This window comes from Glycomyces arizonensis DSM 44726, from assembly GCF_000482705.1.
GTDB lineage: Bacteria > Actinomycetota > Actinomycetes > Mycobacteriales > Micromonosporaceae > Glycomyces > Glycomyces arizonensis.
On sequence record NZ_AXWO01000029.1, the window covers coordinates 20619 to 46270 of the forward strand.

Annotated in this window: 27 protein-coding genes and 1 pseudogene; 17 read left to right on the forward strand and 11 right to left on the reverse strand. The window is 71.0% G+C overall.

The window, feature by feature from the left end:
- The first annotated feature begins 1 nt into the window (after position 1).
- The 8 genes from H613_RS0117440 (at position 2) to H613_RS0117475 (ending at position 6569) form a co-directional block, all read left to right on the forward strand.
- Positions 2–1522 (forward strand): sugar ABC transporter ATP-binding protein, encoded by a 1521-nt coding sequence (locus H613_RS0117440; RefSeq protein WP_026924809.1) that lies wholly within the window; start codon positions 2–4, stop codon positions 1520–1522.
- A complete protein-coding gene (locus tag H613_RS0117445; RefSeq protein WP_026924810.1) occupies positions 1519–2622 on the forward strand; it encodes an ABC transporter permease in 1104 nt (367 codons plus the stop codon). Before H613_RS0117440 ends, H613_RS0117445 begins: the two co-directional genes overlap by 4 nt.
- A complete protein-coding gene (yjfF, locus tag H613_RS0117450) occupies positions 2619–3647 on the forward strand; it encodes a galactofuranose ABC transporter, permease protein YjfF (RefSeq protein WP_026924811.1) in 1029 nt (342 codons plus the stop codon). Before H613_RS0117445 ends, yjfF begins: the two co-directional genes overlap by 4 nt.
- 134 nt (positions 3648–3781) lie before the next feature.
- Positions 3782–4708: an ABC transporter ATP-binding protein gene (locus tag H613_RS0117455; protein ID WP_026924812.1), complete on the forward strand. Its 927-nt coding sequence runs from the start codon at positions 3782–3784 to the stop codon at positions 4706–4708.
- On the forward strand, positions 4705–5556 hold the full coding sequence (locus tag H613_RS0117460) for an ABC transporter permease (RefSeq protein ID WP_026924813.1): 852 nt from the start codon (positions 4705–4707) through the stop codon (positions 5554–5556). The genes H613_RS0117455 and H613_RS0117460 overlap by 4 nt, the downstream gene beginning before the upstream one ends.
- 5 nt (positions 5557–5561) lie before the next feature.
- On the forward strand, positions 5562–5789 hold the full coding sequence (locus H613_RS0117465) for a helix-turn-helix transcriptional regulator (protein ID WP_035738453.1): 228 nt from the start codon (positions 5562–5564) through the stop codon (positions 5787–5789).
- Between the two features lie 136 nt (positions 5790–5925).
- The gene (locus H613_RS27375) at positions 5926–6150 is read left to right on the forward strand and encodes a ribbon-helix-helix domain-containing protein (RefSeq protein ID WP_035738454.1); all 225 of its coding nucleotides are present in this window, start codon (positions 5926–5928) and stop codon (positions 6148–6150) included.
- On the forward strand, positions 6147–6569 hold the full coding sequence (locus H613_RS0117475) for a type II toxin-antitoxin system VapC family toxin (protein WP_026924815.1): 423 nt from the start codon (positions 6147–6149) through the stop codon (positions 6567–6569). The genes H613_RS27375 and H613_RS0117475 overlap by 4 nt, the downstream gene beginning before the upstream one ends.
- Before the next feature lie 37 nt (positions 6570–6606).
- On the opposite strand, the gene H613_RS0117480 is transcribed toward H613_RS0117475, so the two are convergent.
- The 8 genes from H613_RS0117480 to H613_RS27390 all read right to left on the reverse strand — a co-directional run bounded on the left by H613_RS0117480 (position 6607) and on the right by H613_RS27390 (position 12935).
- Positions 6607–7038: a DUF2550 domain-containing protein gene (locus H613_RS0117480; RefSeq protein WP_026924816.1), complete on the reverse strand. Its 432-nt coding sequence runs from the start codon at positions 7036–7038 to the stop codon at positions 6607–6609.
- 4 nt (positions 7039–7042) lie between these two features.
- A complete protein-coding gene (locus H613_RS0117485; protein ID WP_026924817.1) occupies positions 7043–7321 on the reverse strand; it encodes a F0F1 ATP synthase subunit epsilon in 279 nt (92 codons plus the stop codon).
- A gap of 180 nt (positions 7322–7501) precedes the next feature.
- Positions 7502–8179, reverse strand: a complete 678-nt coding sequence (locus H613_RS0117490; protein ID WP_026924818.1) for a Crp/Fnr family transcriptional regulator — start codon at positions 8177–8179, stop codon at positions 7502–7504.
- 338 nt (positions 8180–8517) lie between these two features.
- Positions 8518–9714 carry a MarP family serine protease gene (locus H613_RS0117495; RefSeq protein WP_026924819.1) on the reverse strand — a complete coding sequence of 399 codons (1197 nt, stop codon included), beginning with the start codon at positions 9712–9714 and terminating at the stop codon, positions 8518–8520.
- 33 nt (positions 9715–9747) lie between these two features.
- A complete protein-coding gene (locus H613_RS27380) occupies positions 9748–10434 on the reverse strand; it encodes an NUDIX hydrolase (RefSeq protein ID WP_051393499.1) in 687 nt (228 codons plus the stop codon).
- Entirely contained in the window at positions 10431–10991 is a 561-nt protein-coding gene (locus H613_RS29430; RefSeq protein WP_051393500.1) for a TlpA family protein disulfide reductase, read from the reverse strand. The genes H613_RS27380 and H613_RS29430 overlap by 4 nt, the downstream gene beginning before the upstream one ends.
- Positions 10988–11764 carry an endonuclease III gene (nth, locus tag H613_RS0117510; RefSeq protein ID WP_035738456.1) on the reverse strand — a complete coding sequence of 259 codons (777 nt, stop codon included), beginning with the start codon at positions 11762–11764 and terminating at the stop codon, positions 10988–10990. The genes H613_RS29430 and nth overlap by 4 nt, the downstream gene beginning before the upstream one ends.
- A 28-nt stretch (positions 11765–11792) precedes the next feature.
- Complete coding sequence (locus H613_RS27390; protein ID WP_051393501.1) at positions 11793–12935, reverse strand: S8 family serine peptidase; 1143 nt, start codon at positions 12933–12935, stop codon at positions 11793–11795.
- Positions 12936–13184: 249 nt separating this feature from the next.
- On the opposite strand from H613_RS27390, the gene H613_RS0117520 reads away from it, so the two are divergent.
- The 5 genes from H613_RS0117520 (at position 13185) to H613_RS0117540 (ending at position 19132) form a co-directional block, all read left to right on the forward strand.
- Entirely contained in the window at positions 13185–15485 is a 2301-nt protein-coding gene (locus H613_RS0117520; protein ID WP_156926098.1) for an SseB family protein, read from the forward strand.
- 2 nt (positions 15486–15487) lie between these two features.
- Complete coding sequence (locus H613_RS0117525) at positions 15488–15850, forward strand: UCP033725 family protein (protein WP_026924822.1); 363 nt, start codon at positions 15488–15490, stop codon at positions 15848–15850.
- Between the two features lie 212 nt (positions 15851–16062).
- The gene (locus tag H613_RS31785; RefSeq protein WP_026924823.1) at positions 16063–17217 is read left to right on the forward strand and encodes a Gfo/Idh/MocA family protein; all 1155 of its coding nucleotides are present in this window, start codon (positions 16063–16065) and stop codon (positions 17215–17217) included.
- Entirely contained in the window at positions 17214–18305 is a 1092-nt protein-coding gene (locus tag H613_RS27395; protein WP_156926099.1) for a dihydrodipicolinate synthase family protein, read from the forward strand. Before H613_RS31785 ends, H613_RS27395 begins: the two co-directional genes overlap by 4 nt.
- A complete protein-coding gene (locus H613_RS0117540; RefSeq protein WP_026924824.1) occupies positions 18302–19132 on the forward strand; it encodes a sugar phosphate isomerase/epimerase family protein in 831 nt (276 codons plus the stop codon). Before H613_RS27395 ends, H613_RS0117540 begins: the two co-directional genes overlap by 4 nt.
- Before the next feature lie 52 nt (positions 19133–19184).
- Here the strand turns inward: H613_RS0117540 and H613_RS0117545 are convergent, their stop codons facing one another.
- A complete protein-coding gene (locus H613_RS0117545; protein ID WP_026924825.1) occupies positions 19185–19541 on the reverse strand; it encodes a VOC family protein in 357 nt (118 codons plus the stop codon).
- A 428-nt stretch (positions 19542–19969) separates the two neighbouring features.
- On the opposite strand from H613_RS0117545, the pseudogene H613_RS27400 reads away from it, so the two are divergent.
- The 3 genes and pseudogenes from H613_RS27400 to H613_RS0117560 form a co-directional block, all read left to right on the forward strand.
- Positions 19970–20401 (forward strand): annotated as a pseudogene (locus H613_RS27400) (4Fe-4S binding protein); the annotation flags it as partial.
- Between the two features lie 29 nt (positions 20402–20430).
- The gene (locus H613_RS0117555) at positions 20431–20958 is read left to right on the forward strand and encodes an NADH-quinone oxidoreductase subunit J family protein (protein WP_026924826.1); all 528 of its coding nucleotides are present in this window, start codon (positions 20431–20433) and stop codon (positions 20956–20958) included.
- 21 nt (positions 20959–20979) lie between these two features.
- Positions 20980–22623, forward strand: a complete 1644-nt coding sequence (locus H613_RS0117560) for a DUF885 domain-containing protein (protein ID WP_026924827.1) — start codon at positions 20980–20982, stop codon at positions 22621–22623.
- 80 nt (positions 22624–22703) lie between these two features.
- Here H613_RS0117560 and H613_RS0117565 read toward each other — a convergent pair whose 3' ends face one another.
- Both H613_RS0117565 and H613_RS27405 read right to left on the reverse strand, forming a co-directional pair.
- Positions 22704–23585 carry a CHAD domain-containing protein gene (locus H613_RS0117565; protein ID WP_026924828.1) on the reverse strand — a complete coding sequence of 294 codons (882 nt, stop codon included), beginning with the start codon at positions 23583–23585 and terminating at the stop codon, positions 22704–22706.
- Positions 23586–23670: 85 nt separating this feature from the next.
- Positions 23671–24837 carry a lytic polysaccharide monooxygenase gene (locus H613_RS27405; RefSeq protein WP_084546730.1) on the reverse strand — a complete coding sequence of 389 codons (1167 nt, stop codon included), beginning with the start codon at positions 24835–24837 and terminating at the stop codon, positions 23671–23673.
- A 193-nt stretch (positions 24838–25030) separates the two neighbouring features.
- On the opposite strand from H613_RS27405, the gene H613_RS0117575 reads away from it, so the two are divergent.
- Positions 25031–25492: a peroxiredoxin gene (locus tag H613_RS0117575; protein WP_026924829.1), complete on the forward strand. Its 462-nt coding sequence runs from the start codon at positions 25031–25033 to the stop codon at positions 25490–25492.
- Positions 25493–25652: the final 160 nt, after the last annotated feature.

Below are 25652 nucleotides of genomic sequence, written 5' to 3' on the forward strand. Positions count from 1 at the left end.
TATGTCCGACGAGCCGATCGTCCAGATGAGGGGCATCACGAAGGACTTCACCGGGGTCCGCGCCCTCGACGGCGTCGACCTCACCCTCAGGCCCGGCGAGATCCACGCCGTCATGGGCGAGAACGGCGCCGGGAAGTCCACCTTGATCAAGGTGCTCACGGGCGTCCACAGTCCCGACGCCGGCCGGATCCTCCTGGGCGGCGAACCGGTCCGGTTTCACAGCCCCGGCCACGCCCAGGCGGGCGGCATCTCCACGGTCTACCAGGAGGTCAACCTCACCGAGAACCTCTCGGTGGCCGAGAACCTCTTCGCCGGGCGCGAACCGCGCCTCGGGCCGTTCATCAACTTCCGGGCCATGCGCCGCCGCGCCGCGGCCCTGATGTCCGACATCGGCGTCGACATCAACGTGGCCGCGCCGCTGTCGTCCTATTCGATCGCCACCCAGCAGCTGGTCGCCATCGCCCGCGCCGTCGACATCGACGCCAAGGTCCTCATCCTCGACGAGCCGACCTCCTCGCTCGACCGCGACGAGGTCGCCGTGCTGCTGCGCGTCATGCGCCGCCTCGCCGACTCCGGGTGCGCCCTGGTCTTCATCTCCCACTTCCTCGACCAGGTCTACGAGATCTGCGACCGGATGACGGTGCTGCGCAACGGGTCGCTCGTCGGCGAATGGGCCACGGCCGAGCTGCCGGAGAGCGAGCTCATCGGCCACATGCTCGGGCGCGAGGTCGAGGCGCTCGACGCCATCGAACGCCGCGCCTCCGAGAGCGCGCCCGAGGGCGGGACGCCGCTGCTGTCGGCCGAAGGCTTGGGCCGCAAGGGCTCCATCGCGCCGTTCGACCTCGACATCCGCGAAGGCGAGGTCGTCGGCCTGGCCGGGCTCCTCGGCTCGGGCCGCACCGAGGCCGCCCGCCTCATCGCCGGGGCCGACCGCCACGACGCCGGGCACCTCGCCTTCGACGGGCGCCAGGTCTCGGGGCACAACCCCCGCACCGCCGCCGCCCGCGGCATCGGCTTCTGCCCCGAGAACCGCAAGACCGAAGGGCTCGTGGGGGAGCTGAGCGTCGCCGAGAACATGATCCTCGCGATGCAGGCCTCCCGCGGCTGGGCCAGGGCCATCCCGCCCGCCCGCCGCGCCGAGCTCGTCGACGAGTTCATCGCCAAGCTCGACATCCGCCCGGCCGACCCCGACCTGCCGGTGGCGAACCTCTCCGGCGGCAACCAGCAGAAGGTCCTCCTGGCCCGCTGGATGCTCATTGCGCCGCGTCTGCTCATCCTCGACGAGCCCACCCGCGGCATCGACGTCGGCGCCAAGGCCGACATCCAGCGCCTGGTCGCCGAGCTGTCAGCGGAAGGCATGGCCGTTTTGTTCATCTCCGCCGAGCTCGAGGAGGTCACCCGGCTGTCCGACCGGATCGCCGTCCTGCGCGACCGCGAGCTCATCGACGTCCTCCACGAGGAGTCCGACATGACCACCGAACGCATCGTCGACACGATCGTCTCCCGAGGAGGCGCCGAATGAGCGCCTCGACCTCGCTGAAGACCGGCCGGGGGAGGGCTGGCGCCTACTTCAAGCGGCTGATGTGGCCGCTCATCGTCCTCGCGGCGCTCCTGATCGTCAACGTGGCCGTCACCGGCTTCGACTTCCTCATCCCCGACGTCCACGACGACCGCCTCTCCGGCGCGTTCGTCAACATCCTGCGCCGCGCCGCGCCGCTGCTGCTCATCGCCCTGGGCATGACGCTCGTCATCGCCACCAAGGGCATCGACCTGTCGGTCGGCGCGGTCTACGCCATCGGCGCGGCCATCGCCTGCCAGTACCTCATGAGCCGCGACCAGTCCTCGATCGGCGCCGTCGTCTTCGCCGTCGCCCTCGCCTTGGCGATCGCCGCGGTCATCGGCGCCTGGAACGGCACCATGGTCGCCTACTTCGGCGTCCAACCGATCGTGGCGACCCTGATCCTCATGATCGCCGGGCGCGGCATCGCCCAGCTCATCACCGGCGGGCACATCCCGACCGTCGGCGACACCTCGCCGTTCGTCGAGCTCGGGCGCGGCGCGATCGGGACCGTCCCGGTGCCGATCTGGATCGCCGCCGCCGTCTTCGCCGCGCTCGTCCTGCTCACCCGCACCACCGCCCTGGGCATGCTGCTCGAATCGGTGGGCGGCAACCCGGAGGCCTCGCGCCTGGCCGGGGTCCGCTCCAAGGGCATCACGATCCTGGTGTACCTCATCACCGGGGCCTGCGCGGGCCTGGCCGGGATCCTCGGCGCGGCCAACCTCGGCAGCGCCGACGCCAACAACGGCGGCCTGTGGATCGAGCTGGACGCGATCCTCGCCGTCGTCATCGGCGGCACCGCCTTGATCGGCGGCCGGTTCTTCCTGGTGGGCACCACCATCGGCGTGGTCATCATCGGGACGCTGGAGGTCACCATCATCAACGTCGGCCTCTCCAGCCAGTGGCAGTTCACCGCCAAGGCGATCGTCGTGTTCATCGTCGCGATGCTCCAGTCGCCGGAGTTCCGCGCCTGGGTCCTGCGGCCGTTCCGGTCCAGACGGGCCCGCCGATCGCCCGCCGAGCCCACCCCAGAGCCCGCCCCCGAGAAAGCCCCCGTCACATGAGCAGCACCACGTTGACCGAGCGCCCGACCCGCTCCACCGTGTTCGACGGCCTCAGCCGCTACATCCCCATCGGCGCCACCGTGGCGCTCCTGGTGGCCATGTACCTCGGCGGGATCGCCCGCTACCCCAACTTCGACAACCCGCAGCTGATCCCGGACCTGTTCATCGGCAACGCCGGGCTCCTCATCGTCGCCGTCGGCATGACGTTCGTGATCATCTCCGGCGGCATCGACCTGTCGGTGGGCTCGGTGATGGCGTTCTCGACGATGGCCTGCGCCTGGCTCACCGTCGACGCCGGGCTCCCGGCGAGCGTCGCCGTCCCGGCCGTGCTCGCCTTCGGGATCGCCTCGGGCGCGTTCACCGGCGCGGTCATCCACTACTTCAACGTGCAGCCGTTCATCGCGACGCTGGCGGGCCTGTTCCTCTACCGCGGCCTGACGCTCCAGATCTCCGACCACGACGTGTCGATCCGGGAGATCGACTTCTTCTCCTGGGGCATGGAGCGCGTCGAGTTCGGCGAACCGCGGGACGGGGGCTTCAGCCTCCCGTACATCTCGTTCATCGCCTTCGCCGTCGTCATCGTCGCCTTCGTCGTCCTGCACTACACCAGGTTCGGGCGCAGCGTCTACGCCGTCGGCGGCTCCGAGCAGTCCGCGCTGCTCATGGGCCTGCCGGTGGCGCGCACCAAGATCAGCGTGTACGCCGTCAGCGGCTTCTGCGCCGCGCTCGGCGGCGTCATCGCCGCGTTCTACACCAAGAGCGCGAACCCGCTCGCGGGCGTCGGCTTCGAACTGGACGCGATCGCCGCCGTCGTCGTCGGCGGGACGCTCCTGACCGGCGGCGCCGGGTTCGTCCTCGGCACCGTCGCGGGCGTCATGGTCATGGGCATGCTCTCGACGATCATCGCCTTCCAGGGGAACCTGTCCTCGTGGTGGGCCCGCATCGTCGTCGGCGTCCTGCTGTTGGCCTTCATCCTGCTCCAGCGGGTCCTGGCCCGCTCGGGCGAGCGCAAACGCAAGGCGTAGCCGCATTCACCCACGTCAGGGCCGCCGACCGCACCGGTCGGCGGCCCTGGTGCTTGTACGGGATTGCAGACCTGTACGTCAAGATGTAGTATTCCTGCTATAAAACGAAAGACTCCTGTGACAGAGAGGTGATCATGGCGCAGCCCCTGACCGACGCCGGTCCCGCCCTCGCCGTGTCCGACCTCCGGATGCGGTACGGCGACAAGGACGTCCTCACCGGCGTCGACTTCACCATCGAACCGGGCGGCGTGACCGCCCTCCTCGGCCCCAACGGCGCCGGCAAGACCACCATCGTCGAGATCCTCGAAGGCTTCCGCGCCCGCTCGGCGGGCAGCGTCGAAGTCCTCGGCACCGACCCCGCCCGCGGGGGCGAGCACTGGCGGGCCCGCATGGGCATCGTCCTCCAGGAATGGCGCGACAACGGCAAATGGCGCGTGCGCGACCTCGTCGTCCACTTCGCCGACTACTACCGCCCGTACGCCGAGCCGTGGGGCGCCGACGAGCTGCTCGACATGGTCGGCCTCGCCGAGCAGGCCGGGCAGCGCGTCCAGTCCCTCTCCGGCGGCCAGCGGCGCCGCCTCGACGTCGCCCTGGGCATCATCGGACGCCCCGCGCTGCTGTTCCTCGACGAGCCGACGACCGGCTTCGACCCGCACGCCCGCCGCGAGTTCCACGAGCTCATCCACCGGCTCACCGACCTCGAGGGCACCACCATCCTGCTCACCACCCACGACCTCGACGAGGCCGAGAAGCTCGCCGAGCGCATCCTCATCCTCGCCGGGGGCCACATCATCGCCGACGGCTCGCCCGACCAGCTCGCCCGCTCGGCCGCCACCGTCGCCGAGATCTCCTGGACCCAGGACGGGCAGCGGCACGTCCACTCGACCGAGGACGCGACCGCCTTCGTCCGCAAGCTGCTCGCCACCGACGACGACGGCGCGGTCACCGACCTGGAGATCCACCGCGCCAGCCTCGAGGCGGCCTACCTGACGCTCGTCGAGCAGTTCGAGTCCGGCCGCTCCGAGAAGGCGGTCGACCAGTTCAGGGAGATGACCGAGTGAACACCACCGCGCACGAATACAAGACCGGCTGGAAGCGCGGGCTCGTCGAGACCCGCATCTCACTGACCACGCCGAGCGACATGCTCGGCTACCTCGTGCCCCTGGCGATCATGGTCGTCGTCCTCGCGTTCATGCGGGGCGGCTCGTTCGAGGACGCCCCCGTCTCGCTGGGCTCGATGAGCATGCCCGGCATCATCGGTCTGAACCTCGCCTTCGGCGGCATGATGACCCTGGTGGGCGCGCTGGTCATGGACCGCACCAACGGGACGCTGCTGCGGGCCAAGTCGATTCCCGGCGGCATGACCGGCTACCTCGTCGGCCGCATCGTCTCGACCTCCATGTTCCTCCTGCTCAACACCGTGGTGCTGCTGGGCGTCGGGTTGATCGTGTTCGACGGGCTCGAATTCGGCTCCCCCGACCGGTGGCTGCTGTTCGTCCTCGTCGTGGCGATGGGGCTGATCTCGATGCTGTCGATCGGCGCGGTCCTCGGCTCGCTGGTCAACCAGCCGCAGAACATGGCCCTGGTGGTGATGCCGTTCATGGGCGTCGTCGCGATCTCCGGTATCTTCTACCCGATCGCGGCCCTGCCGGAATGGCTCCAGGCCATCGGGCAGGTCTTCCCGGTCTACTGGCTGGGCCTGGGCATGCGGCACGCGCTCCTGCCCGACGCGCTCTCGGCGGTCGAGATCGGCGACTCGTGGCGGACGCTCGAGATGTTCGCGGTGCTCGCGGCCTGGGCGGTCGTGTCGCTCGCGGTGGCCCCGCGGCTGCTGCGCAGGATGTCGCGGCGGGAGTCCGGCTCGTCCGTGGCCCAGCGGCGCGAGAAGATGCAGCAGGGCTGGGGGTAGGGGCCGTGGCCGACGACGTCGTGTACAACCGCATCGCGGTGCTGCGCGCCGAGCGGGGCATCACGAGGCGCCAGCTCGCCGACGCCCTCGGCGTCCACTACCAGACCGTCGGCTACCTCGAACGCGGCGAGTACAGCCCGAGTCTGCACCTGGCGCTGAAGATCGCCGAGTACTTCGAGGTGAGCGTCGAGGTCGTATTCTCCACCAAGCCGTTCCCGCGAATAGGAGCGTGAACGCAGCCCGACAGACCACTACCCACAGGCGGCCTCGCGCCCCGCAGCACGAGCGGCCACAACACCCTGGCCGCGCGGGTCGCGGGGCCGCCGTTTGTCTGGTCTTGGAGTGCCATACGTATGGTATTCTCGGGTCATGTTGAAGACCACGATCTATCTTCCCGAGGAGCTCAAGGACGCCCTCCGGCGAAGTGCCGCCGAGCACGGTGTGGCGGAGGCCGAGCTGATCCGCGAACTCCTCGAAGCCGGGCTCGCATCCGAGTCGCCGCAGTGGGACAGGCTGCCCACGATCCACAGCCCTGAACTCGCGGCACTGGACGATGAAGAGCAGTTCCTGCGGTCGAGCGACTTCGACAAGTGATCATCTGCGATACGAACTGCCTTCTCAGCCTGGTCAATGCCGATGATCCGCACCACGTGGAGGTACGAGGACTGGCCTACGCGCAGTCGCGGCCGCTCATTGTGAGCCCGCTGGTACTGGCGGAATTCGACTATCTGGTACGGAAGGTCGTGAACGGCGCGACGGCGCGCGGCCTCCTGGCAGGACTGCTGGAGGGGCGGATGATCGAAGTTCCATCGCTATCGCGCACGGACCTGCTGGCGGCGATCAAAGTGGACGGCAAATACCGGGCGCTGGATCTCGGGCTCACCGATGCCAGCCTCGTCGTACTCGCCTACCGTTACCACACCACTGATCTGCTCACTCGCGATGAGCGGGATTTCCGTCCAGTGACGCCGCTGCAGGGCGGAGCGTTCCGGCTGCTGCCGAAGGACCGATGACCGGAACAGCGTCCCCTGCGGGTCGCGGGGCCGCCGTTCACCTGTCGTAAAAGGCCGCCCCGGGCGGGGCGGCCTCAAGCCAGGACAGGAAACCGGTGACGGCCGATTCGGTCATCGCGAGCTCCACCTCGCCGGTGGAGCTCTTGCAGCGCAGGACCGTCACCTCCGGCGGGAAGATCTGGGCCTCGGCGCCGGCGGGCACGCGCCGGTCGGCTATCTGGAGGTCGGTGCGCGCGAGGGTGTACCGCGGCCCCAGCGCGAGGGAGAACATCCGGTACCAGCGCAGGGACCCGCGCTCGTACACGGCGAAACCGGGGGCCCAGCCGCGCCCGGCCATGCGCCGCGAGAGCCTCGCGGCCATCGCGACCGAGCCGTGCTTGGAGAAGACGGATCTGCGGACGTACGTCAGCAGGAGGAACACCGCGACGGCGACCGCCAGGGCGGCGGCGACGAGCAGTGCCTTGACCATGGGCTCAGGCCGCGGCGGGGGCGACCGCTTCGGCGGTCTCCGCGAGGATGGTCACCCCGTCGGCGGTCACTGACAGGAAGCCGCCCTCGGTCCGCCAGGCGTGCTCGCCGCCGTCGGTCTGCACGCGGACCTCGCTGCCGACCTTGAGCTCGCCGAGCAGCGGCTGGTGGCCGGGGAGGATGCCGAGTTCGCCTTCAGTGGTGCGCGCGTAGACCGCCGTCGCCTCGCCGGACCACACCTTCGACTCGACGGCCACGAGTTCGACGTTCAGTTGCTTGGCCACAACGCTCCTTAAGCAAACTCCGAGGATGGTTACGGGGAAGTCTAGACGCCGCGGGCGCGGTCGTCGAATCGACCACCCGGCGCGGACCCGAAGATCACCCGCATGAGGCGCTGCGGCGACGACGAGGCCCCCGGCCGGAGCCGGGGGCCTCGACGAGTCGAACGAGGTGCTGCGGCGCGTCTAGACGCGGGCGCGGCGGGCCAGGCGCTCGGGGTCCATGATGATGACGCTCTTGCCGTCCAGGCGCAGCCACCCGCGCCCGGCGAAGTCGGCGAGGGCCTTGTTGACCGTCTCGCGGGAGGCGCCGACGAGCTGGGCCAGCTCCTCCTGGGTGAGGTCGTGCGTCACGCGCAGGACCCCGCCGTCGCGGGTGCCGAAGCGGCTGGCCATGTGCAGCAGCGCCTTGGCGACGCGGCCGGGCACGTCGGTGAAGATGAGGTCGGCCATGGAGTCGTTGGTGCGCCGCAGGCGGCGGGCGATCACGCGCAGCAGCTGCTCGGCGATCTCGGGCCGGTTGGCCAGCCACGGCCGCAGCGCGGTCTTGGACAGCCGGGCCATGCGGGTGTCGGTGAGCGCGGTGGCGGTGGCGGTGCGGGGGCCGGGGTCGAACAGGGCGAGCTCGCCGACCATGTCCGAGGGGCCCATGACCGCGATCAGGTTCTGGCGGCCGTCGGCGGAACGGCGTCCGAGCTTCACCTTCCCGGACATGACGATGTAGAGACTGTCGCCCGGCTCGTTCTCGGTGAAGACGGTCTGGCCCTTGTTGACGTCGACGTACTCCATCTCTTTGATGAGCGACTCGACAGCTTCGGGGTCGACGCCCTTGAACAGGGCGGCCCTGGCCAATACATCTTCCATGTCCGTTCGCACCTTTCTTCAACGCACCGCTAGTGCAAGTACTGAGTCTATGCCTCTTGTCCGCATTGCGGGAGCGAGACCCCCGTAAATCCACATGCGCACTGTCGACGCCGAATTCGACTTTCGTACCCGAAGGAATGGGTTCCGTCGCTTCCGAGTTTCACAGCGTGAGCATTACCTCACCCGGTGAGCTGGGGTTTTGCCCGAAAGCAGTGGTCGCGTCGGCGGCGACCGCTACAGCCTACCGCTATTGTGACGCTCCGCCCAACAGCGAGTTGGCATCAGGCGTGCATATCGCGGCCGCGACGGCGGCATTTCCCCGCCGAGTGCGTCGGCGCTCACGTGCACGCGCCGGTGTCGACTTCGCCCGAGGCGCTTTCGCCTTCGGCGAGGACCGGCGCCGTCTCGGCCATGGTGAGCGCGTATCCGGTCTCGGGGTCGTCGACCGCCGCCGCGAAGATCACGCCGAACACCTCGCCGTCGGTCGTCAGCAGCGGCCCCCCGGAGTTCCCGCCGATGATGTGGGCGTACAGCTGGTAGACCTCGCGGGTCACCGTCCCGGAGTCGTAGATGTCGGGCCCCGAGACCGTGCGGGCCTCCCGCACGCGCGCCGCGACCGGCGTGTAGGGGCCGCCGCCGGGGTAGCCGACGACGATCGCGTCGTCGCCGGAGGCGCCGACCGCGTCGGTCACCGGCAGGGCCGGGGCGTCCAGGCCCGGCACCGACAGCACCGCGAGGTCCGTCTCCGGATCGAACACGACGACCTCGGCGTCGAGCAGCTCCCCGCCCGATTCGACCCGCACCTCGTCGGTCCCGGCCACGACGTGCGCGTTGGTGGCCACCAGGCCCTCGGCGTACACGAAGCTGGAGCCCTCGATCTGCCGGTCGCACTGCGGGGCCGTGCCGTGGACCTTCAGCACCGACGGCTGGGCGTTCACGACCACGCTCGAGGCGGCCAGCTCCGGGTCGGGCGGCTCGACCTCCCGCACCTGCGTCGGGTCCAGCCCGGAGAACACGTCGGGGATCTGCGAGGTGTTCAGCGACTCGCGCATCGAGTCGTAGACGCCCTTGACCGCCTCGGGCATGTACTGGTCGATGCCGCCGACCAGGCTCGAGTTGCGCACGGCCGAGGCCACGGCGGGCATGCTCGAGTTCGCCAGCGGCGCGGCGGCCATCCACGTGACCAGCAGGACCGCGGCGACCGAGACGAGGGGCCCGGCGAGGTGGTCGAGCCGCATCGAGCCGTTCCGCTTGACCTTCTTGCGCAGTTTGAAGCCGATCGCGGTGGCCCCGGCCTGCCCGCCGAGGGCGAGCGCGAAGACGACGACGAGCGCGGCGATGAGCTTGGCGAGCGGGTCGCCGTAGAGGTCGGCGGCGAACGGCGCGAGCTGGACGCCGAGCAGCGCCCCGCCGAGGAACCCGAGGAACGTCGCGGCGGAGATGATGAAGCCCTGCCGGTAGCCGTTGACGGCGAACAGGAGCGCGAGCAGGACGATGGCGACATCGACCACCAGCCCGCCGCTCGTCGCCTCCATCGGCCCTCCTCGCATCGTGGTGTGGACGGGGTGTCAGAACCCTTCGAGTTCCATCATCCGGCCAGTGTTCCATGGCCGTGACCAGCCGCCCAAGTCGAGCAGCCACGACAGTACCCCCGCGGTGAACCCCCAGATCAGCGGCACGCCAGGGACGATGAAGCCCGGTCCGGTCCGTCCCGACGGGTAGCGGACGCTGCCACGGGAGGCGGGGTCGGCCAGGCTCGGCAGGCCGACGCGGTGGGCGGCGGCCACCTCCTCGCCGTCGACGGGCGTCACCGGATGCGGATTGGTCCACAGTGCCAGAACGGGGGTGACGGCGAAGCCGGAGACGGGGATCCACAGCGGCGGCAGGGAAGCGCCGATCGCGACGGTGCGCGGGTCGACGGCGAGCTCCTCGGCGGCCTCCCGCAGCGCGGTGGCGGCGGCGTCGGCGTCGCCGGGGTCGGCCGCGCCGCCGGGGAAGGCGACCTCGCCGGGGTGGTGCCTCAGGCCGCTGGCGCGCTGCTGGAGCAGTACTGACGGGTGGTCGTCCTCGCGCTCGCCGCGGTCGCTGAGGAGCACCAGGACGGACGCGGAGCGGGCCTCGTCCGCCGAACGCAGCCGGGAGGTGTCGCGGACGACCCTCGGCACGTCGGGGCCCTCCACCTCGTTCGCGGCGGCGACGAGCGGGGCCCACCACGGCGGCGCGGTGCCGGTCCCCTCCTGCTGCTCGACGGTCACGACGGCAGCTCCAGGCCGAACGCGGACTCGGCGGCCCGGGCGAGCGCCTCGGCGGTGGTGCCGGGCTCGTTGAGCACTGCGGCGACCGTCCCGTCGGGGGCGACGAACGCGATCCCCGGCAGGGCCGGAACGCCGAGCGCGATCCGGACCTGCTCGTCGGCGTCGAACACCGACGGGTAGGTCAAGGCGAACTCCTCGGCGAACCAGCGGGCCTTGGCGCGGGTGTCGGCGCTGTCGACGCCGACGACGTCGATGAGGTCGCCGTGGGCCTGCCAGAACGCCTCGATCTCGGGGGCCTCCTCGACGCACGGACGGCACCAGCTGGCCCACAGCACGACCACGAGCGGCTTGCCGCTGGTGCCGAACGCGGTCGGGGCCTCGTCGCCGAGGCACGGCAGTTCGAGCTCGCCGACCGGCTCGACCGGCGTCGTCCCGGCGGTGCAGGCGACCGACCAGGTCGGTTCGGGGTCGCCTGCGGCGTCGTGCTCCTCACCCGCACTGCCGGTGCACCCCGCCAGCAGCACGAGCGACGCGAGCACCGCCAGCGCCCACCTCACAGCGCCCCCTCGATGCCCGCCAGCTTCGCGAGCTCTTCGACGTTGCTGCCGCGCAGCAGCTTCACGGCCTCGGCCGGGTCGGTGGGGCCCTCGCCGAACGAGGGGCACTTGGCGGCGAGCGTGCACGCCCCGCAGGCCGGTTTGCGGGCGATGCAGACCCTCCTGCCGTGGAAGATGATCCGGTGGGAGAACATCGTCCACTCGCGCTTGTCGATGAGCTCGTGCAGCTGGAACTCGAGCTTGACCGGGTCCTTGCCCTCAGTGAGGCCGAGCCGGTTGGTGAGGCGGATCATGTGCGTGTCGACGGGGATCCCCGGCAGACCGAAGGCGTTGCCCAGGATGACGTTCGCGGTCTTGCGGCCGATGCCCGGGAGCTTGACGAGTTCCTCCATGCGCTGGGGCATCTCGCCGCCGTGGTCGGCGACGAGCGCCTTGCCCAGGCCGATGATCGACTTGGTCTTGTTGCGGTAGAACCCGGTCGGGCGGATGATCGCCTCGACGTCCTCGGGGTCGGCCCCGGCGTAGTCCTCGGCTGTCTTGTACTTGGCGAACAGCGCCGGCGTGGTGAGGTTCACGCGGACGTCGGTGCACTGGGCCGAGAGGATCGTGGCGACGGCCAGTTGGAGCGGATCTGAGTAGTCGAGTTCGCATCTCGCGTCGGGGTGGGCCGCGGCGAGCAGCCGGTCGATGGCGCGGGCGCGGCGCTTCTTGGCCAGGTCGCTCTCGGCTCTGCTGTTGTCGTTGCTCTCGTCTCTGGGGGCTTTGCGAGCCATAAATCGGTCCAGCTGGCGTCGGCGGCGGTCACCCCGCCATGTTACGCGGCGATCGGGCCGCGGCCGAGGGAGCGCACCGCGCCGGGCGCCATGCCGTCGTGCGCCGCGCCGGGGCGCGCCGCCGCTTGAGGCACACTGCGGCCGCGGTGCCCAGCGCGGCGGTGAGCACGGCGGCGGCCGCGAGCGGCCACGGCGGCACGACCGCGCGCAGTCCGGCCGTCTCCACTAGCGGCGGGAGGCTCGCCGGGTCGGCCGCCACGGCGGCGGCCGCGTCGACCACGCCGGCGCCCAGCGCCGCCTCGCCCGCGTCGGCGGTCGCGGTCAGCACGCGGGCGACCGCGGCGGCGCCGAGTTCGGGATGGGCCGAGCGCACCAGCGCCGCCGCCCCCGAGACGATCGCCGTCGCGAACGAGGTGCCCGTGGCCTCCTTGTGGCCGCCGCCCGAGGCGGCGACCGTCAGGCCCGCGCTGGGGGCGGCCAGGTCCGTCTCCGCGCCGGTGACGGCCGTGGGCCACCGCTGCCCCGACCGGTCGGTGCCGGTGACCGCCAGGACTTCGGGCAGGCGCGCGGGGAACCACACCGCGTCGCCGGAGTCCGGCTCGGCCTGGTTGCCGGTGCAGGCGACCACGAGGACGTCGTGGCGCCAGGCGTAGTCGATGGCGTCGGCGAACGCCCGCGAGTCGTAGTGACCGCCGAGGGAGAGGTTGACGACGTCGGCGCCGTGGTCGACCGCCCACCTGACCGCGTCGCCGACCATCGCCGAGTCGTGGTAGCGGTTCTCGTCGTCGAGGACGCGCACCGGCAGGATCGCCGCGCCGGGGGCGATCCCGGGGTGGCCCGAGGCGGGCCGACCGGCGATGAGCCCGGCCACGGCCGTGCCGTGGCCGACCGGGTCGGCCTGCGCGAACGCCCGCTCGTAGTCCGGCCCGGCGTCCGAGCCGAGCGCGAACGGCGGCGACCCTGAGTCCGCACCGGACCCGACGTAGCTGCGGCCCGGCAAGACCGCGCCGGCCAGGTCGGGGTGGTCGGCGTCCACGCCGGAGTCGATGACCGCGACCGTCACCCCCGAGCCGGTCGACGCGGCCCACGCGCGCTCGGCGCCGACGGCCGACAGGTGCCACGCCGCGGCGGGCGCGGACCAGGTGGCAGGGGCGAACAGTATGACTGCCAACAACGTCGAGCAGACACATGCGATAGTGGTGCGTGCGCAGCGGTCCCTCATGAGAACCGGATCGTGACACAGCGGAGTGGTGATGATACGGGAACGACACGCGCCCGTCTTTATGAATTCGTTATTTTTGGCCTACTGACGGAAACTTGACAACACCCTCGCGTTACGGTGACGATCGCGAGGGAACACCGCGTTACCTCGTCGCTGCCCCATCGAGGACCGGTAGGGGGGAAGGACTGAATGGGATCGATGTGGGAACCGAGTAACGAGACCGAGCACCGTCTCCGCGAAGCGCTGCGCGCCGACGACCAGGACGGCTACTTCCGGATTCTCTCCCAGATCGAACTCGTCCTTCCGTTGTCCTACGAGGACCCGACGGGCCTGGGCGGGGCCGACACCTGGGCCACCTGGACCACCGACGACCGCACCCACATCCTCGCCTTCACCTCCGAGACCGCCCTCGCCGTGTGCCTGAGGGACAACGCCGGATCCTCCCGCCGCGTCCGCTTCAGCGCCCTCGCCGAGGCCTGGCCCGACGAGGAGTGGTGGCTGGCGGTCAACCCCGGCCTGCCCATCGAGGGGTACCTTCCGGCATGGTTCGTCTCGCAGGTCGCCCAGGGCATGACCACCGTCCCCGGCGAGTCCGGGCCCGAGCAGCACTCCGGCGAGCAGTCCTTCGCCACCATGGCCCACTCCGACCCCTTCGCCAACCCCATGGAGCCCGCCCCGCCCATCCGCGAGGGCAGCTTCATGCCCGCCGCCCCGCCCGTCCCCGAGGTCCCGCCCGCCCCCCGGCGCTCGGCCGACCTCGGCGGCGCGAACTCCGGCGCCTACTCCACCGTCGGCGGCACCACCGGCGCGGGCCTGCCGCTGCGCCGCCCGCCCGGCGAAAGCGAGCCGCCCGCGTCCGCCCCCGGCGCCTTCGGCGAGCAGGCCTACCCCTCCCAGCCCCCGGCGAGCGCGGCCCCCGAGCAGCCCCTGTGGCCCTCCGAGCAGACCGAATGGCCCGACGCCCCCGAATGGCTCCGCGAGCAGCAGGGCGGTCCCGGCCCGCTCCCGCAGCGCGAACCGGCCGACCCGTACGGCGCCCCCGAGCCCTACCAGTCGTCGCAGCCCGGCGCGTTCGAGCCGCCCGCGCGGCAGCCCGACGCGTTCACCCCCGCCGGCTCGCACTCCGAGCCGCCGTCGAGCCCCCCGCCCTCGGCCGAGTCGTTCGCCTCCATGTCCAGCGCCTTCGGCCGCAGGCCCTCCCCGGCGCAGGAGCAGACGCACCACTCGGAGCCGCCCCAGCAGCAGCACGGCGAGCCCGCGCCGCCCCCGCCCGTCGAGCTCTCCGGCGCCGACGCCGAGCCGCTCCTGGCCGAATCGGCCGCGCAGGGCGACACCGCCGCGTTCCTGCACACCCTGCTGTGCAGCAGCGTGATCCTGCCCATCGGCGACCCCGAGGCCGCCGCCATCCGCGTCGGCGACCCCGCCTTCCGGTGGGCCTCGGACATCGTCGACGGCATCCACGGCATCACCGTCTACACCACGGTCGAGCGCCTGCACGCCCGCGCGGGCGAGGACGCCCCGTACACCGAGGTGGCCTTCGGCTGGCTCATCCAGCACTGGCCCGGCGTCGAGTACGCCCTCTACGTCAACCCCGGCACCGAGGTCGGCGCCAACATGTCCGGCCCCGAGATCGAGCCGCTCATCAAGTGGGCCGAGGCCAAGGACCTCTTGGACCTCGCCGCCGCGATGGAGCGCCGCCAGGCCGCCGAGGCGCGCGCCGCGGCCCCCTCCCAGCGCGTCAAGCCCGTGCTGTGGCAGAAGACCATCCCCCACGAGCAGGTGCCGTTCTACCTCGAACGCGGCTACGACCGCGTCGGCGGCTTCGTCCACCCCGCGGCCGCCGTCGAGCACCTGCGCACCCCCGCGCAGCTGTACCTCGCGCTCGGGCTGCTGCGCGGCTCGGACGCCTTCAGCCCCACCGACGACGCCGTCCACGTCCTGCGCTGGATCGGCTACCGCACCGACCTGTACCCGCTCGCGCTCGGCGGCGGCGACGCCGCCAGCGCCGAGGCGCGCGGCGGCTGGATCGTCGAACCGGGGCCCTTCCGCGGCGACGGCCTGGCCCCCTCCGAGTCGGGCGACGACCAGATCCCCGAGCACAAGGTCGACTCGGTGCGCCTGCCCCACGGCGCCCAGATCTTCCGGATCGACTCACGCGGCGACGTCACCGAGCTGGCCGTGTTCGATGCCGACACGCGCGAATGGGCGCCAGTCGAGGGCACCGGCCGCTTCACCGGGCCCGTTGAGGGCGGCGGCCGCCCGGCCGCCATCGAGGCCGCCCCGTCCCCGGCGCTCCCGGCGTCGCCCGGCGACGCGCCGATGCCCGCCGGGCCGATGGGCGAGGCCGCCCCCGGCTACGGCGCGGGCGGCTACGAGACCTCCGCGCTGGGCGACGCGTTCGGTTCCGACCCCGCCGAGGGCCACTACGACCTGGTGCGGCCCGCGCCCGAGGACCGGGCCGCGTCCGTGCTGGACCACCGCGAATGGAAGGGCGCCTGAGGATGAGGGACGGCTACATCGCGCGCTGGAACGGCGCCGAGTACGACTCCAGCCCCGACGGGGCCCACGTGCGGCTGTACTCGCCGACCGGCGGCGACGGCTTCGTGCAGGTCGCCGAGGGCCGCTACCGGCGCGGCGTGCCGATCGGCGAGCTCGACGACTTCTTCTATGTGCGCACGGTCTGCACCTGGCGCGGCGAGCCGTTCTTCGTGCTCGGCGAGTCGGGCGACTGGCTGCGCCTGGAGTACCGCGGCGGGAGCAGCGACGTGGCGGTGAGCCTCGGCCTGGAGCCGTACGACACCGGCGTGTACCAGATCTGGGCGCCCGTCGGCGAGGTCGGCGAGATCGCCGAGCAGTACCTCTAGAGCCCAAGGCGACCGTGTTCTAGGCCCCCATTCGGCGAAAACCGGACGGCGACCGCTTTCATGCGGGCGCCGTTTTGCTGTATGCTTCAGAAAACTGCAAGAAAGCGTTTGCCGCTCGCGAGGTCCGCGAGACGGCGGCGCCCGCGAGTCCACCGCCGCCTCGCGGGCCCCGCGAGCGGCGAAGCACCGTCATCGTCTGGAGCAGACCCCCTATGGCAGAACGAATTCCCGTCGGCATCGCCCTGAACGGCGTGACCGGGCGCATGGGCTACCGGCAGCACCTGGTCCGCTCGCTGCTCGCCATCCGCGAACAGGGCGGCGTCGAACGCGCGGACGGATCGGTCATCTGGCCCGAGCTCATCCTCGTCGGCCGCAACGCCGACAAGCTCGCCGAGATCGCCGACCGCCACGGCCTGGACCGGTACACCACCAGCCTCGACGAGGCGCTCGCCGACGACGGCGTCGACATCTACTTCGACGCGCTCACCACGCAGCACCGCCTCAGTGCCGTGGGCGCCGCCATCAAGGCCGGCAAGCACGTCTACACCGAGAAGCCCATCGCGACCAACCTCGACGACGCGCTGAACCTCGCCAGGGCCGCCCGCGACGCCGGCGTCAAGAACGGCGCCGTCGCCGACAAGCTGTACCTGCCCGGCCTGCGCAAGCTCAAGCGCCTGGTCGACTCCGGATTCTTCGGGCGGGTCCTGTCGGTGCGCGGCGAATTCGGCTACTGGGTCTTCGAAGGCGACTGGCAGTCCGCGCAGCGGCCCTCCTGGAACTACCGCGCCGAAGACGGCGGCGGCATGGTCCTCGACATGTTCCCCCACTGGTCCTACGTCTTCGAAGGCACGCTCGCCCCCATCAGGTCCGTCTCCGCCCACGTCACCACCCACATCCCCGAGCGCACCGACGAACGCGGCGAGCCCTACGCCGCCACCGCCGACGACGCCGCCTACGCCCTCTTCGAACTCACCGACGGCACCGTCGTCCAGATGAACTCCTCCTGGTGCACCAGGGTCGACCGCGAAGAACTCGTCGAATTCCACGTCGACGGCACCGAAGGCTCGGCCATCGCGGGGCTGCGCAAATGCCGCGCCCAGCACCGCGCCCACACCCCCAAGCCCGTGTGGAACCCCGACATCGAGCAGCCGATCGACTTCCGCGCGCAGTGGCACGACGTGCCCGACAACGAGACCTTCGACAACGGCTTCAAACTCCAATGGGAGGAGTTCCTGCGCCACGTCGTCGACGACGAGCCGTGGCACCACGACTTCCTCGCCGCCGCCCGCGGCGTCCAGCTCGCCGAGGCCGGCTACCGCTCCGCCCGCGAAGGGCGCCGCATCGAACTCGAGGAGCTCGGGCTGTGAGCCGCCGCTTCCACTCCCGCGTCATCTACTCGGCCGCGCACGTCGTCGCCGACCCGCTCGCCGACAACGGGCCCGGTCGGCCCGCCGCCGTCGACTGGGACGCCACCATTGCCTACCGCCGCCACCTGTGGGACCTCGGCCTCGGCGTCGCCGACGCGATGGACACCGCCCAGCGGGGCATGGGCCTGGACTGGGAGGCCACCAAGGAGCTCATCCGCCGCTCCGCCGACGCGGCCGGACCCGACGACCTCCTCGCCTGCGGCGTGGGCACCGACCAGCTCCCCGCCGAGACCGCCACGCTCGAAGCGATCAAGGCCACCTACCTCGACCAGCTCGCCGTCGTCGAGGACGCCGGCGCCGGCACCATCCTCATGTGCTCGCGCGCCATGGCCGCCACCGCCAAGGGCCCCGACGACTACCGGCGCCTCTACGGCGAACTGCTCGGCGAAGTCAGCGGCAAGGCCATCCTCCACTGGCTCGGCCCCATGTTCGACCCGGCCCTGGCCGGCTACTGGGGCTCGGACGACCTCGACGAGGCCGCCGACACCTTCGTCGCGATCATCACCGAGAACGCGGCCAAGATCGACGGCATCAAGATGAGCCTGCTCGACGCCGACGCCGAGATCGCCCTGCGCCGCAGGCTCCCCGAGGGCGTGCGCTGCTACACCGGCGACGACTTCAACTACCCGCAGCTCATCGCCGGCGACGAGCGGGGCCACTCCGACGCGCTCCTGGGCATCTTCGACCCGCTCGCGCCCCTGGCCGCCAAGGCCGCCAAGCGCCTCGACGAGCACGACACCGAAGGCTTCCGCGCCCTCCTCGACCCCACGGTCCCGCTGGCCCGCAAGGTCTTCGAAGCGCCGACGTACAACTACAAGACCGGCGTGGTCTTCCTCGCCTGGCTCTCGGGCCACCAGGACCACTTCAAGATGGTCGGCGGCCTCGAATCGGCCCGCTCGATCACCCACTTCAAGGAGATCTACGAGCTCGCCACCGCGGTCGACCTCTTTCCGAACCCCGCCGTGGCCGAAGAGCGCTTCGACGCCCTGCTGAAGGTGGCGGGCCAAGCCCCGGTGAGCCGTCGATGAGCACCGACCTCGAACGCTTCCCCTTCAACCGGTTCTCCTTCAACCATGCCACCGCCAAGTTCTGGGACCAGACCGAGGCCATCGAGGCCTGCGCCCGCACCGGCTCCGGCATCGGCCTGTGGCGCGAGCCCGTCGCCGAACACGGCCTGGCCGCCACCGCGAAACAGGTCCGCGACGCCGGCGTCACCGTCACCAGCCTGTGCCGGGCCGGGTTCTTCACCGACCCCACCGATCAAGCCATCGACGACAACCGGCGCGCCATCGACGAGACCGCCGAACTCGGCGCCCCGACGCTCGTCCTCGTCGCCGGGCCGATCCCCGAAGGCGGCACGATCGACAGCGCCCGCGACGGCGTCGCCGAGGCCCTCGCCCGGCTCGCCCCGTACGCGGCCGAACGCGGCGTGACCCTCGCGATCGAGCCGCTCCACCCGATGTTCGCCTCGGACCGCTGCGTCGTCTCCACCCTCGGCCAGGCCCTCGACCTCGCCGCGCCGCACCCCGCCGCGGCCGTCGGCGTCGTCGTCGACACCTACCACATCTGGTGGGACCCGGAAGTCTGGAACGGCATCGCCCGCGCCGGCGCCGAAGGCCGCATCGCCTCCTTCCAGCTCGCCGACTGGATCACCCCGCTGCCCGCCGGCGTGCTCACCGGCCGCGGCCAGCTCGGCGACGGGTGCATCGACATGCGCCGCTACCGCGACGCCGTCGACGCGACCGGCTTCACCGGCCCGATCGAGGTCGAACTGTTCAACGACGCCCTGTGGGCCCGCCCGGGCCAGGAGGTCTTCGACGAGACCCGGGCGGCGTTCGCGAGAGCGCTCGCATAAGGCACGGACGCCGCGGCCCGGGCGGCCAGACCCGGACCGCGGCACGTGCCGGTCAGTGCTCCGCCTCGCCGCCGTTCGTCACGCAGAACTCGTTGCCGTCCGGGTCGGCCAGCACCGTCCACCGGAACGACCCGTCCGGCGCCCCGCGGTCCGCGACCCGGGAAGCACCCGCCTCGATCAGGCGGTCCACCTCCTTGCCCGCGTCGCCGGCCAGCAGGTCGAGGTGGATCCGCCCCGGCTCCGTGCCCTCCACGTACTGGAAGCCCATCCCCGGTCCGGAGCCGAGACCGACCACGACGAACTCGCTCCAATCAGTGATGATCTCCCCGCCCAGCGCGCCGGCCCACCACTGGGCCAGCTCGCGCGGCCGATCGGTGTTCACGGTGACGTTCACAATCTTCAAATCCATGGAGGCCAAGCTAACCGCCGCCGCCGACAACCCGGGCCGAACCGCGCCGACAAGCACGAACACCCGCCGTCCCCGCTGCTCCGCAACCGGGGATCGAACGGGCCGTCGAGACACGGCACCTCCACCCACGACCTGCTGTCCCTACAACCGGGGGGCGAACGGGGCCGCGGGGCGGCCGGCCGGCTCGTCCGGATCGAGCCGGCCGGACCCCTTCCCGCGGGATCCTCGGTAGGCGCCGCGCGGGGAGCGACCCCGCGCGAACTTGTGATGGCGATGTCTGCAGAACCCACTGCACCGCCTGACCTACCGAGGTGGGAATGAAGCCTTGTCCGGGTTTTTCACAAGATCATCACCCGAGTTGTCAATAGGTGGCAAGAAAAAGTTTTCGGCCTGTGGATAACTTTCGAGCCGTCTGCCACGATGAGGGGATGAAGGTTCCCGGGAGCGGCCTCATCAGCGGCCTCGCCGCCACCGCGCGCACCGCCACGCGCCGCGCCGTCACCCGCCAGTACCCCGAGCACCAACCCGAGCTGCCCGACCGCACCAGAGGCGTCATCGCACTGCTCGAACCCAACTGCACCTCCTGCATGCTCTGCGCCCGCGAATGCCCCGACTGGTGCATCTACATCGACTCCCACAAGGAGACCGTCGAAGCCGAAGGCGCGGCCCGACCCCGCCAGGTCAACGTCCTCGACCGGTTCGACATCGACTTCTCGCTGTGCATGTACTGCGGCATCTGCGTCGACGTCTGCCCCTTCGACGCCCTGTTCTGGGCCCCCGACTTCGACTACGCCGAAGGCGACATCCGCGACCTCCTCCACGGCAAGGAGCACTTGGGGGAGTGGATGCACGGCGTCCCGACCTCGGCACTGCCCGAGACGGAGGCGCGATGACCCTCGCCGACGTGCTGCTCGCGGCCTTCGGCCTGCTCGCGCTCGGCGCCGCGCTCGCCGTGGTCACCACGCGGCGGATCGTCCGGGCCGGGCTGTGGCTCGCCGTCGCCTTCGCCGGGATCGCCGGCGCGGCCCTCGTCCTGACCGCCGAGTTCCTCGCGTGGGTGCTCGTGCTCGTCTACGTCGGCGCGATCGTCGTGCTGCTCCTGTTCGCCACCATGCTCACCAAGGCCCCCACCGACCCGTCCGACGAACTCGACCGGCCGAGGCTTCCCGGCGCCCTCGTCGCCGGCGGCATCGGCCTCGCCCTCGCCGCCGTCCTCGTCGGCGCGTTCGGGTGGACCCGGGTCGGCCTCACCGGCCGCGAGGCGGGCGACGCGGCCGCCATGGGCGAGGCGGTCTTCGCCGACTGGGTCCTGCCGTTCGAGGTCCTCTCGCTGCTCCTGCTCGCCGCCCTCGTCGGCGCCATCGCCGTCTCCACCAGGGACACCACAGGCAACGATCACATAACGGAGCCTCACTAGCCGCGCGGTAAGCTAGCGGCCATGACCTCACCGATTTTCGCACTGGCCGACGAGTACATCACCTCGTTCGCGCGGCTGCACCCCATGGCCGCGGGTTCCATCGGCATCAAAGGCGACTTCGGCGTCGCCTCCGACCTCGGACCCGAGGCCGAAGCCGAACGCGCCCAGCTCGCCCGCGACACCCTCGCCACACTGCGCGCCCTCGACTCCACCGGAGCAGCGGATGATCTCGCCCGGCTCCACATGGCCGAGCGGCTCGAATCCCAGCTCGCCCTCTACGACGCCGGCGAGTGGCGCCGCGCCCTGCGCGTGCCCTACGGCTTCATCCAGAGCCTGTGCTCCTACGTCGACCTCGCGCCCCGCGGCACCGAAGACCAGTGGCGCACCACCGTCGCCCGCATCCGGGCCATCCCCGAGATGCTCGCCACCTGGCGCCGGACCATGGACGCCGGCATCGAAGCCGGCCAGACGGTCGCGAAACGGCAGGTCGCCGAAGGCGTCAAGCAGGCCCGCCGCAACGCCGGCGCCCGCGTGTTCGACAAGCACGTCAAGGCCTACGGCGACGGCCCGCAGCTGCGCGACCTCGCCGACGCCGCCGAGGCCGCGTACGAGGCGTTCAACGCCACCGCCGCCTACCTCGAGACGGACTACGCGCCGCACGCCGCCGACCGCGACGGCGTCGGGGAGGAGCGCTACCTCCTCCACGCCCGCAACACCCTGGGAGCCGCCCTCGACGCCCGCGACGCCTACGCCTGGGGCTGGGAGGAACTGCACCGCATCGAGGACGAGATGGCCGCCGAAGCCGCCAAGATCCTCCCCGGCGCCAGTGTCGACGAGGTCGCCGCGCACCTCGACGCCGCGGACCCCCTCACCGACCACGACGCCTATCTCACCTGGCTCACCGACCGGCACCAGAGCTCCCTTGAGGCCCTCGACGGCGTCCACTTCGACATCGACCCGCGCCTGATGAACCTCGACGTCGAACTCGTCCACGGCTCCTCGGCCGGGTCGCCCTACTACACCGGCCCCAGCGAGGACCTCACCCGCCCGGGCCGCACCTGGTGGCCCGTCGCCGAACGCGAGCACTTCGCCGTCTGGCGCGAGCTCACCACCGTCTTCCACGAAGGCGTTCCCGGCCACCACCTCCAGATCGGGCAGACGAAGATCGCCGGGGACGGCCTCAGCCGCTTCGCGAAGAACTCCGGGTCCATCTCGGGCCACGCCGAAGGCTGGGCCCTGTACGCCGAGCGCCTCGCCGACGACCTCGGCTGGCACTCGGACCCCGCCACCCGCCTGGGCATGCTCAAGGGCTCGGCGATGCGGGCCGCCCGCGTCGTCATCGACATCGGCTGGCACCTGGACCTGCCGCTGCCCGCGGCCGAGGCCGCGCGGCACGGCGAACGCTGGAACTTCGAGGTGGCCCTCGAAGTGCTGCGCGAGCGCGGCGGGATCGCCGGGCACCGCGCTCACGCCGAGATCGTCCGCTATGCGGGCTGGCCCGGCCAGGCCATCTGCTACAAGCTCGGCGAGCGGGCCTGGCTCGCCGCCCGTGACGAGGCCAAGGCCGCCGCCGGAGCCGATTTCGACCTCAAGGCCTGGCACACCAGGGCGCTGAGCCTCGGCCCGATCGGCCTCGACAACCTCGCCGCGGTCCTGCGGGGTTAAGGGGGTGCCTGGTGGGTCAGACCGGGCGCTACCCGGCCCATTTGCCCGCTCTGACCCACCAGGCACCCCCTAGCTCCGGCTCAACGCCACAGCTCGACCGTGGCGGCGGCGACCTCGTCGGTCTCCTCGCCGAGCCGGTGCAGCTGCCGCTGCTCCAGCTCCATGAGGACGGTGTTGAGTCGGCCGGCCCGGTCGGTGTCCGGCAGCCGCAGCAGCCAGTTGCGGGCGATGGCCGCCTGCCGGTACTGCCTGAGGAGGTGCTCCAGGTCGGCGGCCGGGACGATCACGCCGTCGGCCGCCCGGCCGAGTCCCGGTCGCGCGGCCTCGGCCATGTAGCGGGCGAACCGGGCGGCCTGGCGCGCCTTGTCGCGCGCGGCCGTCAGGTCCTCGGCGTAGTGGAGCTTCGCGTACGTGTCCAGCAGGTGCGTCTTGGCCTGCGTGAGCGTCCCCATGAGGGAGGCGGCGGGCGCCCGGCCGTCGCGGGTGAGCTCGGCGCGGTCGGCGAAGACCCGCACCTGCCCCAGCAGGGCCGCCACCCACGCCTGGGTGCTGATCCGGTCGATCTGCCGGTAGGCGGCGTCCTGCTCGGACTTGAGCGCTCCGTACCAGTGGGGGCGGTCGGCGGCGGCCAGGTCGAGCTCGTCGAACCGGTCGGCGAAGTGGACGCGCAGCGCCTCGAGGTCCTCGGTGCGCTTGAGCGCCGCCAAGAGCCGCTCGAGCTGCGGCCCGCCGTACGGCGGATGGACGAACAGGTGCCGGTAGCCGCGGACGGCGGTGCGGATGCGGTGGACGGTCGCGCGGGTGAGGCCGACCGATCCGGGCTCGTACCGCTGCGTCTGCGCGATGGCCCGGTTCAGCACGTCGATCTGGCCGCCGATGTAGGCGCGGACGACGACGCCGGCGCGCGTGGACGCCGTCATCGTCCCGGCCCGCACGCCGCCGGCGGCGGTTGCTGCTGACATGGCCCCTCCCCCGGATCACCCTGCGATCAGTATCGCAGCGCCGTTCCGGAGGGAGGGGCGTAAGCGGTGTTTTTCCGCTGCCTCGCTATGACGGGATGCACTCGAGTTCGGGCATCGACGTCAGCGAGCCGTTGACGTTGAAGCCGAAGTCGACCGACTGGCCCGCCGCGACGCTGGCGTTCCAGCCCGAGGGACCGGCCATCTCCATGTCACCCATGGAGGAGATCTCGGTGTTCCACGAGTTGGTGATCGTGATCCCCGAGTTCGGTTCCCACAGCCAGTGGATCATCCAGCCGCCCATGTTCGTCGTGCCGGTGTTGGTGACGCTGATCGACACGGTCGCGCCCGAGCCCCAGCTGTTGACCGTGGCCTCGGCGGTGCAGGTGGCGTCGGTCGGGTCGTCGGGCTCGTCGGTGGTCGGGTCGTCCGGCTCGTCCGTGGTGGGGTCGTCGGGCTCGTCGGTGGTCGGGTCGGGGTCGGTCACGCCGCCGTCGTTGCCCGGCAGGTCGGCGTTCGGGTTGATGCCCGAGACCTCGCCGTTGCCGCCGTCGAACATCAGGTCGGAGCAGGCGTAGAAGTTCTCGGTGCTGTCAGAGCGCACCCAGTGGGTGAAGATCATCTGGTAGCCCGAGCGCTGCGGCAGGGTGAGGCTGGCGTAGTAGTAGTGGTCGTCGGCGCCGGGCCCGCCGTTCTGGGGCGGGTCCTGGATGGTCGCGAACTTCTCGATGTCATCCCATCCGAGGGGCTGGCTGGGGTCCCAGCCGGGGTTGGTGATGTACAGGTCGAACCGGCCCGGGTGGGCGGCCCAGTTGTTGAAGCGCCACTCGTAGGTCGCCCCTGAGGTGACGTGGGTCTTGGGCCAGTCGCCGGGGTCGTTGTACGGCTCGAAGTTGTACGGGCCTCGGCCGCCGCCGTCGCACAGCCGTCCGTCGGGGATGTAGCCGACGGTCTGGCCTGCGCCGTTGGAGTCGAGGTTGCCGAACCAGTTGTAGAACGGGCCTGAGCCGGCCTCGTCGAGGACGTGCTGGCACATCTCGTTCGTCGGGTCCAGCGCACCGTTGCCCGATAGGGCGTCGAAGTAACAGAAGTACTGACGCGAGCCGGGGAAGACCGTGGCGCCGTGCGCTTCGGCCTTCGACTGGGTGAACACCGTCGACAGGGCCGCGGCCACCGCGGCGGCGATGACGAGCGCCATAATGGCGATAAGCCTGCGGTGCCTGCTGTGCAGGCCCACGGCTGTTGCTGTGGACATGAGGTACTCCTCTGGCAATCATGGAGCGCTCCCAACCTGGCTCTCATGAACCTGCGCCTGACTGTTCGAACTGCTGGTGTGGTGTCACCGCACCACTTGAACTTGCATTGTAATATTCGACTATATCGATATACGGCGCGTTTTTGCAAATGCCGCGCTCAGTGGGCGGCCGCATCGCGGATAGACTCGCCCCATGGACACCGGTGACACCGCTCCCGACTTCACGCTCCCCGACGAGACCGGCCGAGAGCGGACGCTCAGCGAACTGCTCGAGGGCGGCCCGGTGGTGCTGTTCTTCTACCCGATGGCCATGTCGGCCGGCTGCACGGCCGAGGCCTGCCACTTCCGCGACCTCGCGGGAGAGCTCGCCGACCTCGGCGCCCAGGCGGTCGGGATCTCGCTCGACGACATCGCGAAGCAGGCGGAGTTCGCCTCCAAGCACTCCCTGGGCTACCCGCTCCTGTCCGACCCCGATGGCGAGGCCGCCGAGGCCTTCGGCGTCAAGCGCAAGATCAGCGCCCTGCGCACCCAGCGAAAGACCTTCGTCATCGACACCGATCGCACCGTGATCGGCGTGGTCAAGAGCGAAATGAAGATGAACGCCCACGCCGACAAGGCCCTCGAAATCCTCCGCAACCGCAAACCGTCCGCGTAATCCTATACTATATATCCTATAGGATTCTGTAGGCAGGTTATGGGCTATAGACCACCACTCGCGGGCTATAGACTATAGGATATAAAACTCAATCATAGGTTATAAGTTATTTCCTATAAGAAAACCGGTACTCCGAATCGGAGTACCGGTCGCCTTGGGG

Bases quoted from the DNA above. Each gene is read 5' to 3' on its own strand.
- H613_RS0117490 (WP_026924818.1), bottom strand. From the start codon at position 8,179: ATGGAAGATGTATTGGCCAGGGCCGCCCTGTTCAAGGGCGTCGACCCC.
- H613_RS27405 (WP_084546730.1), bottom strand. From the start codon at position 24,837: ATGTCCACAGCAACAGCCGTGGGCCTGCACAGCAGGCACCGCAGGCTT.
- H613_RS0117440 (WP_026924809.1), top strand. From the start codon at position 2: ATGTCCGACGAGCCGATCGTCCAGATGAGGGGCATCACGAAGGACTTC.
- H613_RS0117555 (WP_026924826.1), top strand. From the start codon at position 20,431: ATGACCCTCGCCGACGTGCTGCTCGCGGCCTTCGGCCTGCTCGCGCTC.
- H613_RS0117480 (WP_026924816.1), bottom strand. From the start codon at position 7,038: ATGGTCAAGGCACTGCTCGTCGCCGCCGCCCTGGCGGTCGCCGTCGCG.
- H613_RS0117455 (WP_026924812.1), top strand. From the start codon at position 3,782: ATGGCGCAGCCCCTGACCGACGCCGGTCCCGCCCTCGCCGTGTCCGAC.
- H613_RS31785 (WP_026924823.1), top strand. From the start codon at position 16,063: ATGGCAGAACGAATTCCCGTCGGCATCGCCCTGAACGGCGTGACCGGG.
- H613_RS0117560 (WP_026924827.1), top strand. From the start codon at position 20,980: ATGACCTCACCGATTTTCGCACTGGCCGACGAGTACATCACCTCGTTC.
- H613_RS0117445 (WP_026924810.1), top strand. From the start codon at position 1,519: ATGAGCGCCTCGACCTCGCTGAAGACCGGCCGGGGGAGGGCTGGCGCC.
- H613_RS0117495 (WP_026924819.1), bottom strand. From the start codon at position 9,714: ATGGAGGCGACGAGCGGCGGGCTGGTGGTCGATGTCGCCATCGTCCTG.
- H613_RS0117520 (WP_156926098.1), top strand. From the start codon at position 13,185: ATGTGGGAACCGAGTAACGAGACCGAGCACCGTCTCCGCGAAGCGCTG.
- H613_RS0117525 (WP_026924822.1), top strand. From the start codon at position 15,488: ATGAGGGACGGCTACATCGCGCGCTGGAACGGCGCCGAGTACGACTCC.
- H613_RS0117545 (WP_026924825.1), bottom strand. From the start codon at position 19,541: ATGGATTTGAAGATTGTGAACGTCACCGTGAACACCGATCGGCCGCGC.
- H613_RS27375 (WP_035738454.1), top strand. From the start codon at position 5,926: ATGTTGAAGACCACGATCTATCTTCCCGAGGAGCTCAAGGACGCCCTC.
- nth (WP_035738456.1), bottom strand. From the start codon at position 11,764: ATGGCTCGCAAAGCCCCCAGAGACGAGAGCAACGACAACAGCAGAGCC.
- H613_RS0117540 (WP_026924824.1), top strand. From the start codon at position 18,302: ATGAGCACCGACCTCGAACGCTTCCCCTTCAACCGGTTCTCCTTCAAC.
- H613_RS0117575 (WP_026924829.1), top strand. From the start codon at position 25,031: ATGGACACCGGTGACACCGCTCCCGACTTCACGCTCCCCGACGAGACC.
- H613_RS0117565 (WP_026924828.1), bottom strand. From the start codon at position 23,585: ATGTCAGCAGCAACCGCCGCCGGCGGCGTGCGGGCCGGGACGATGACG.
- yjfF (WP_026924811.1), top strand. From the start codon at position 2,619: ATGAGCAGCACCACGTTGACCGAGCGCCCGACCCGCTCCACCGTGTTC.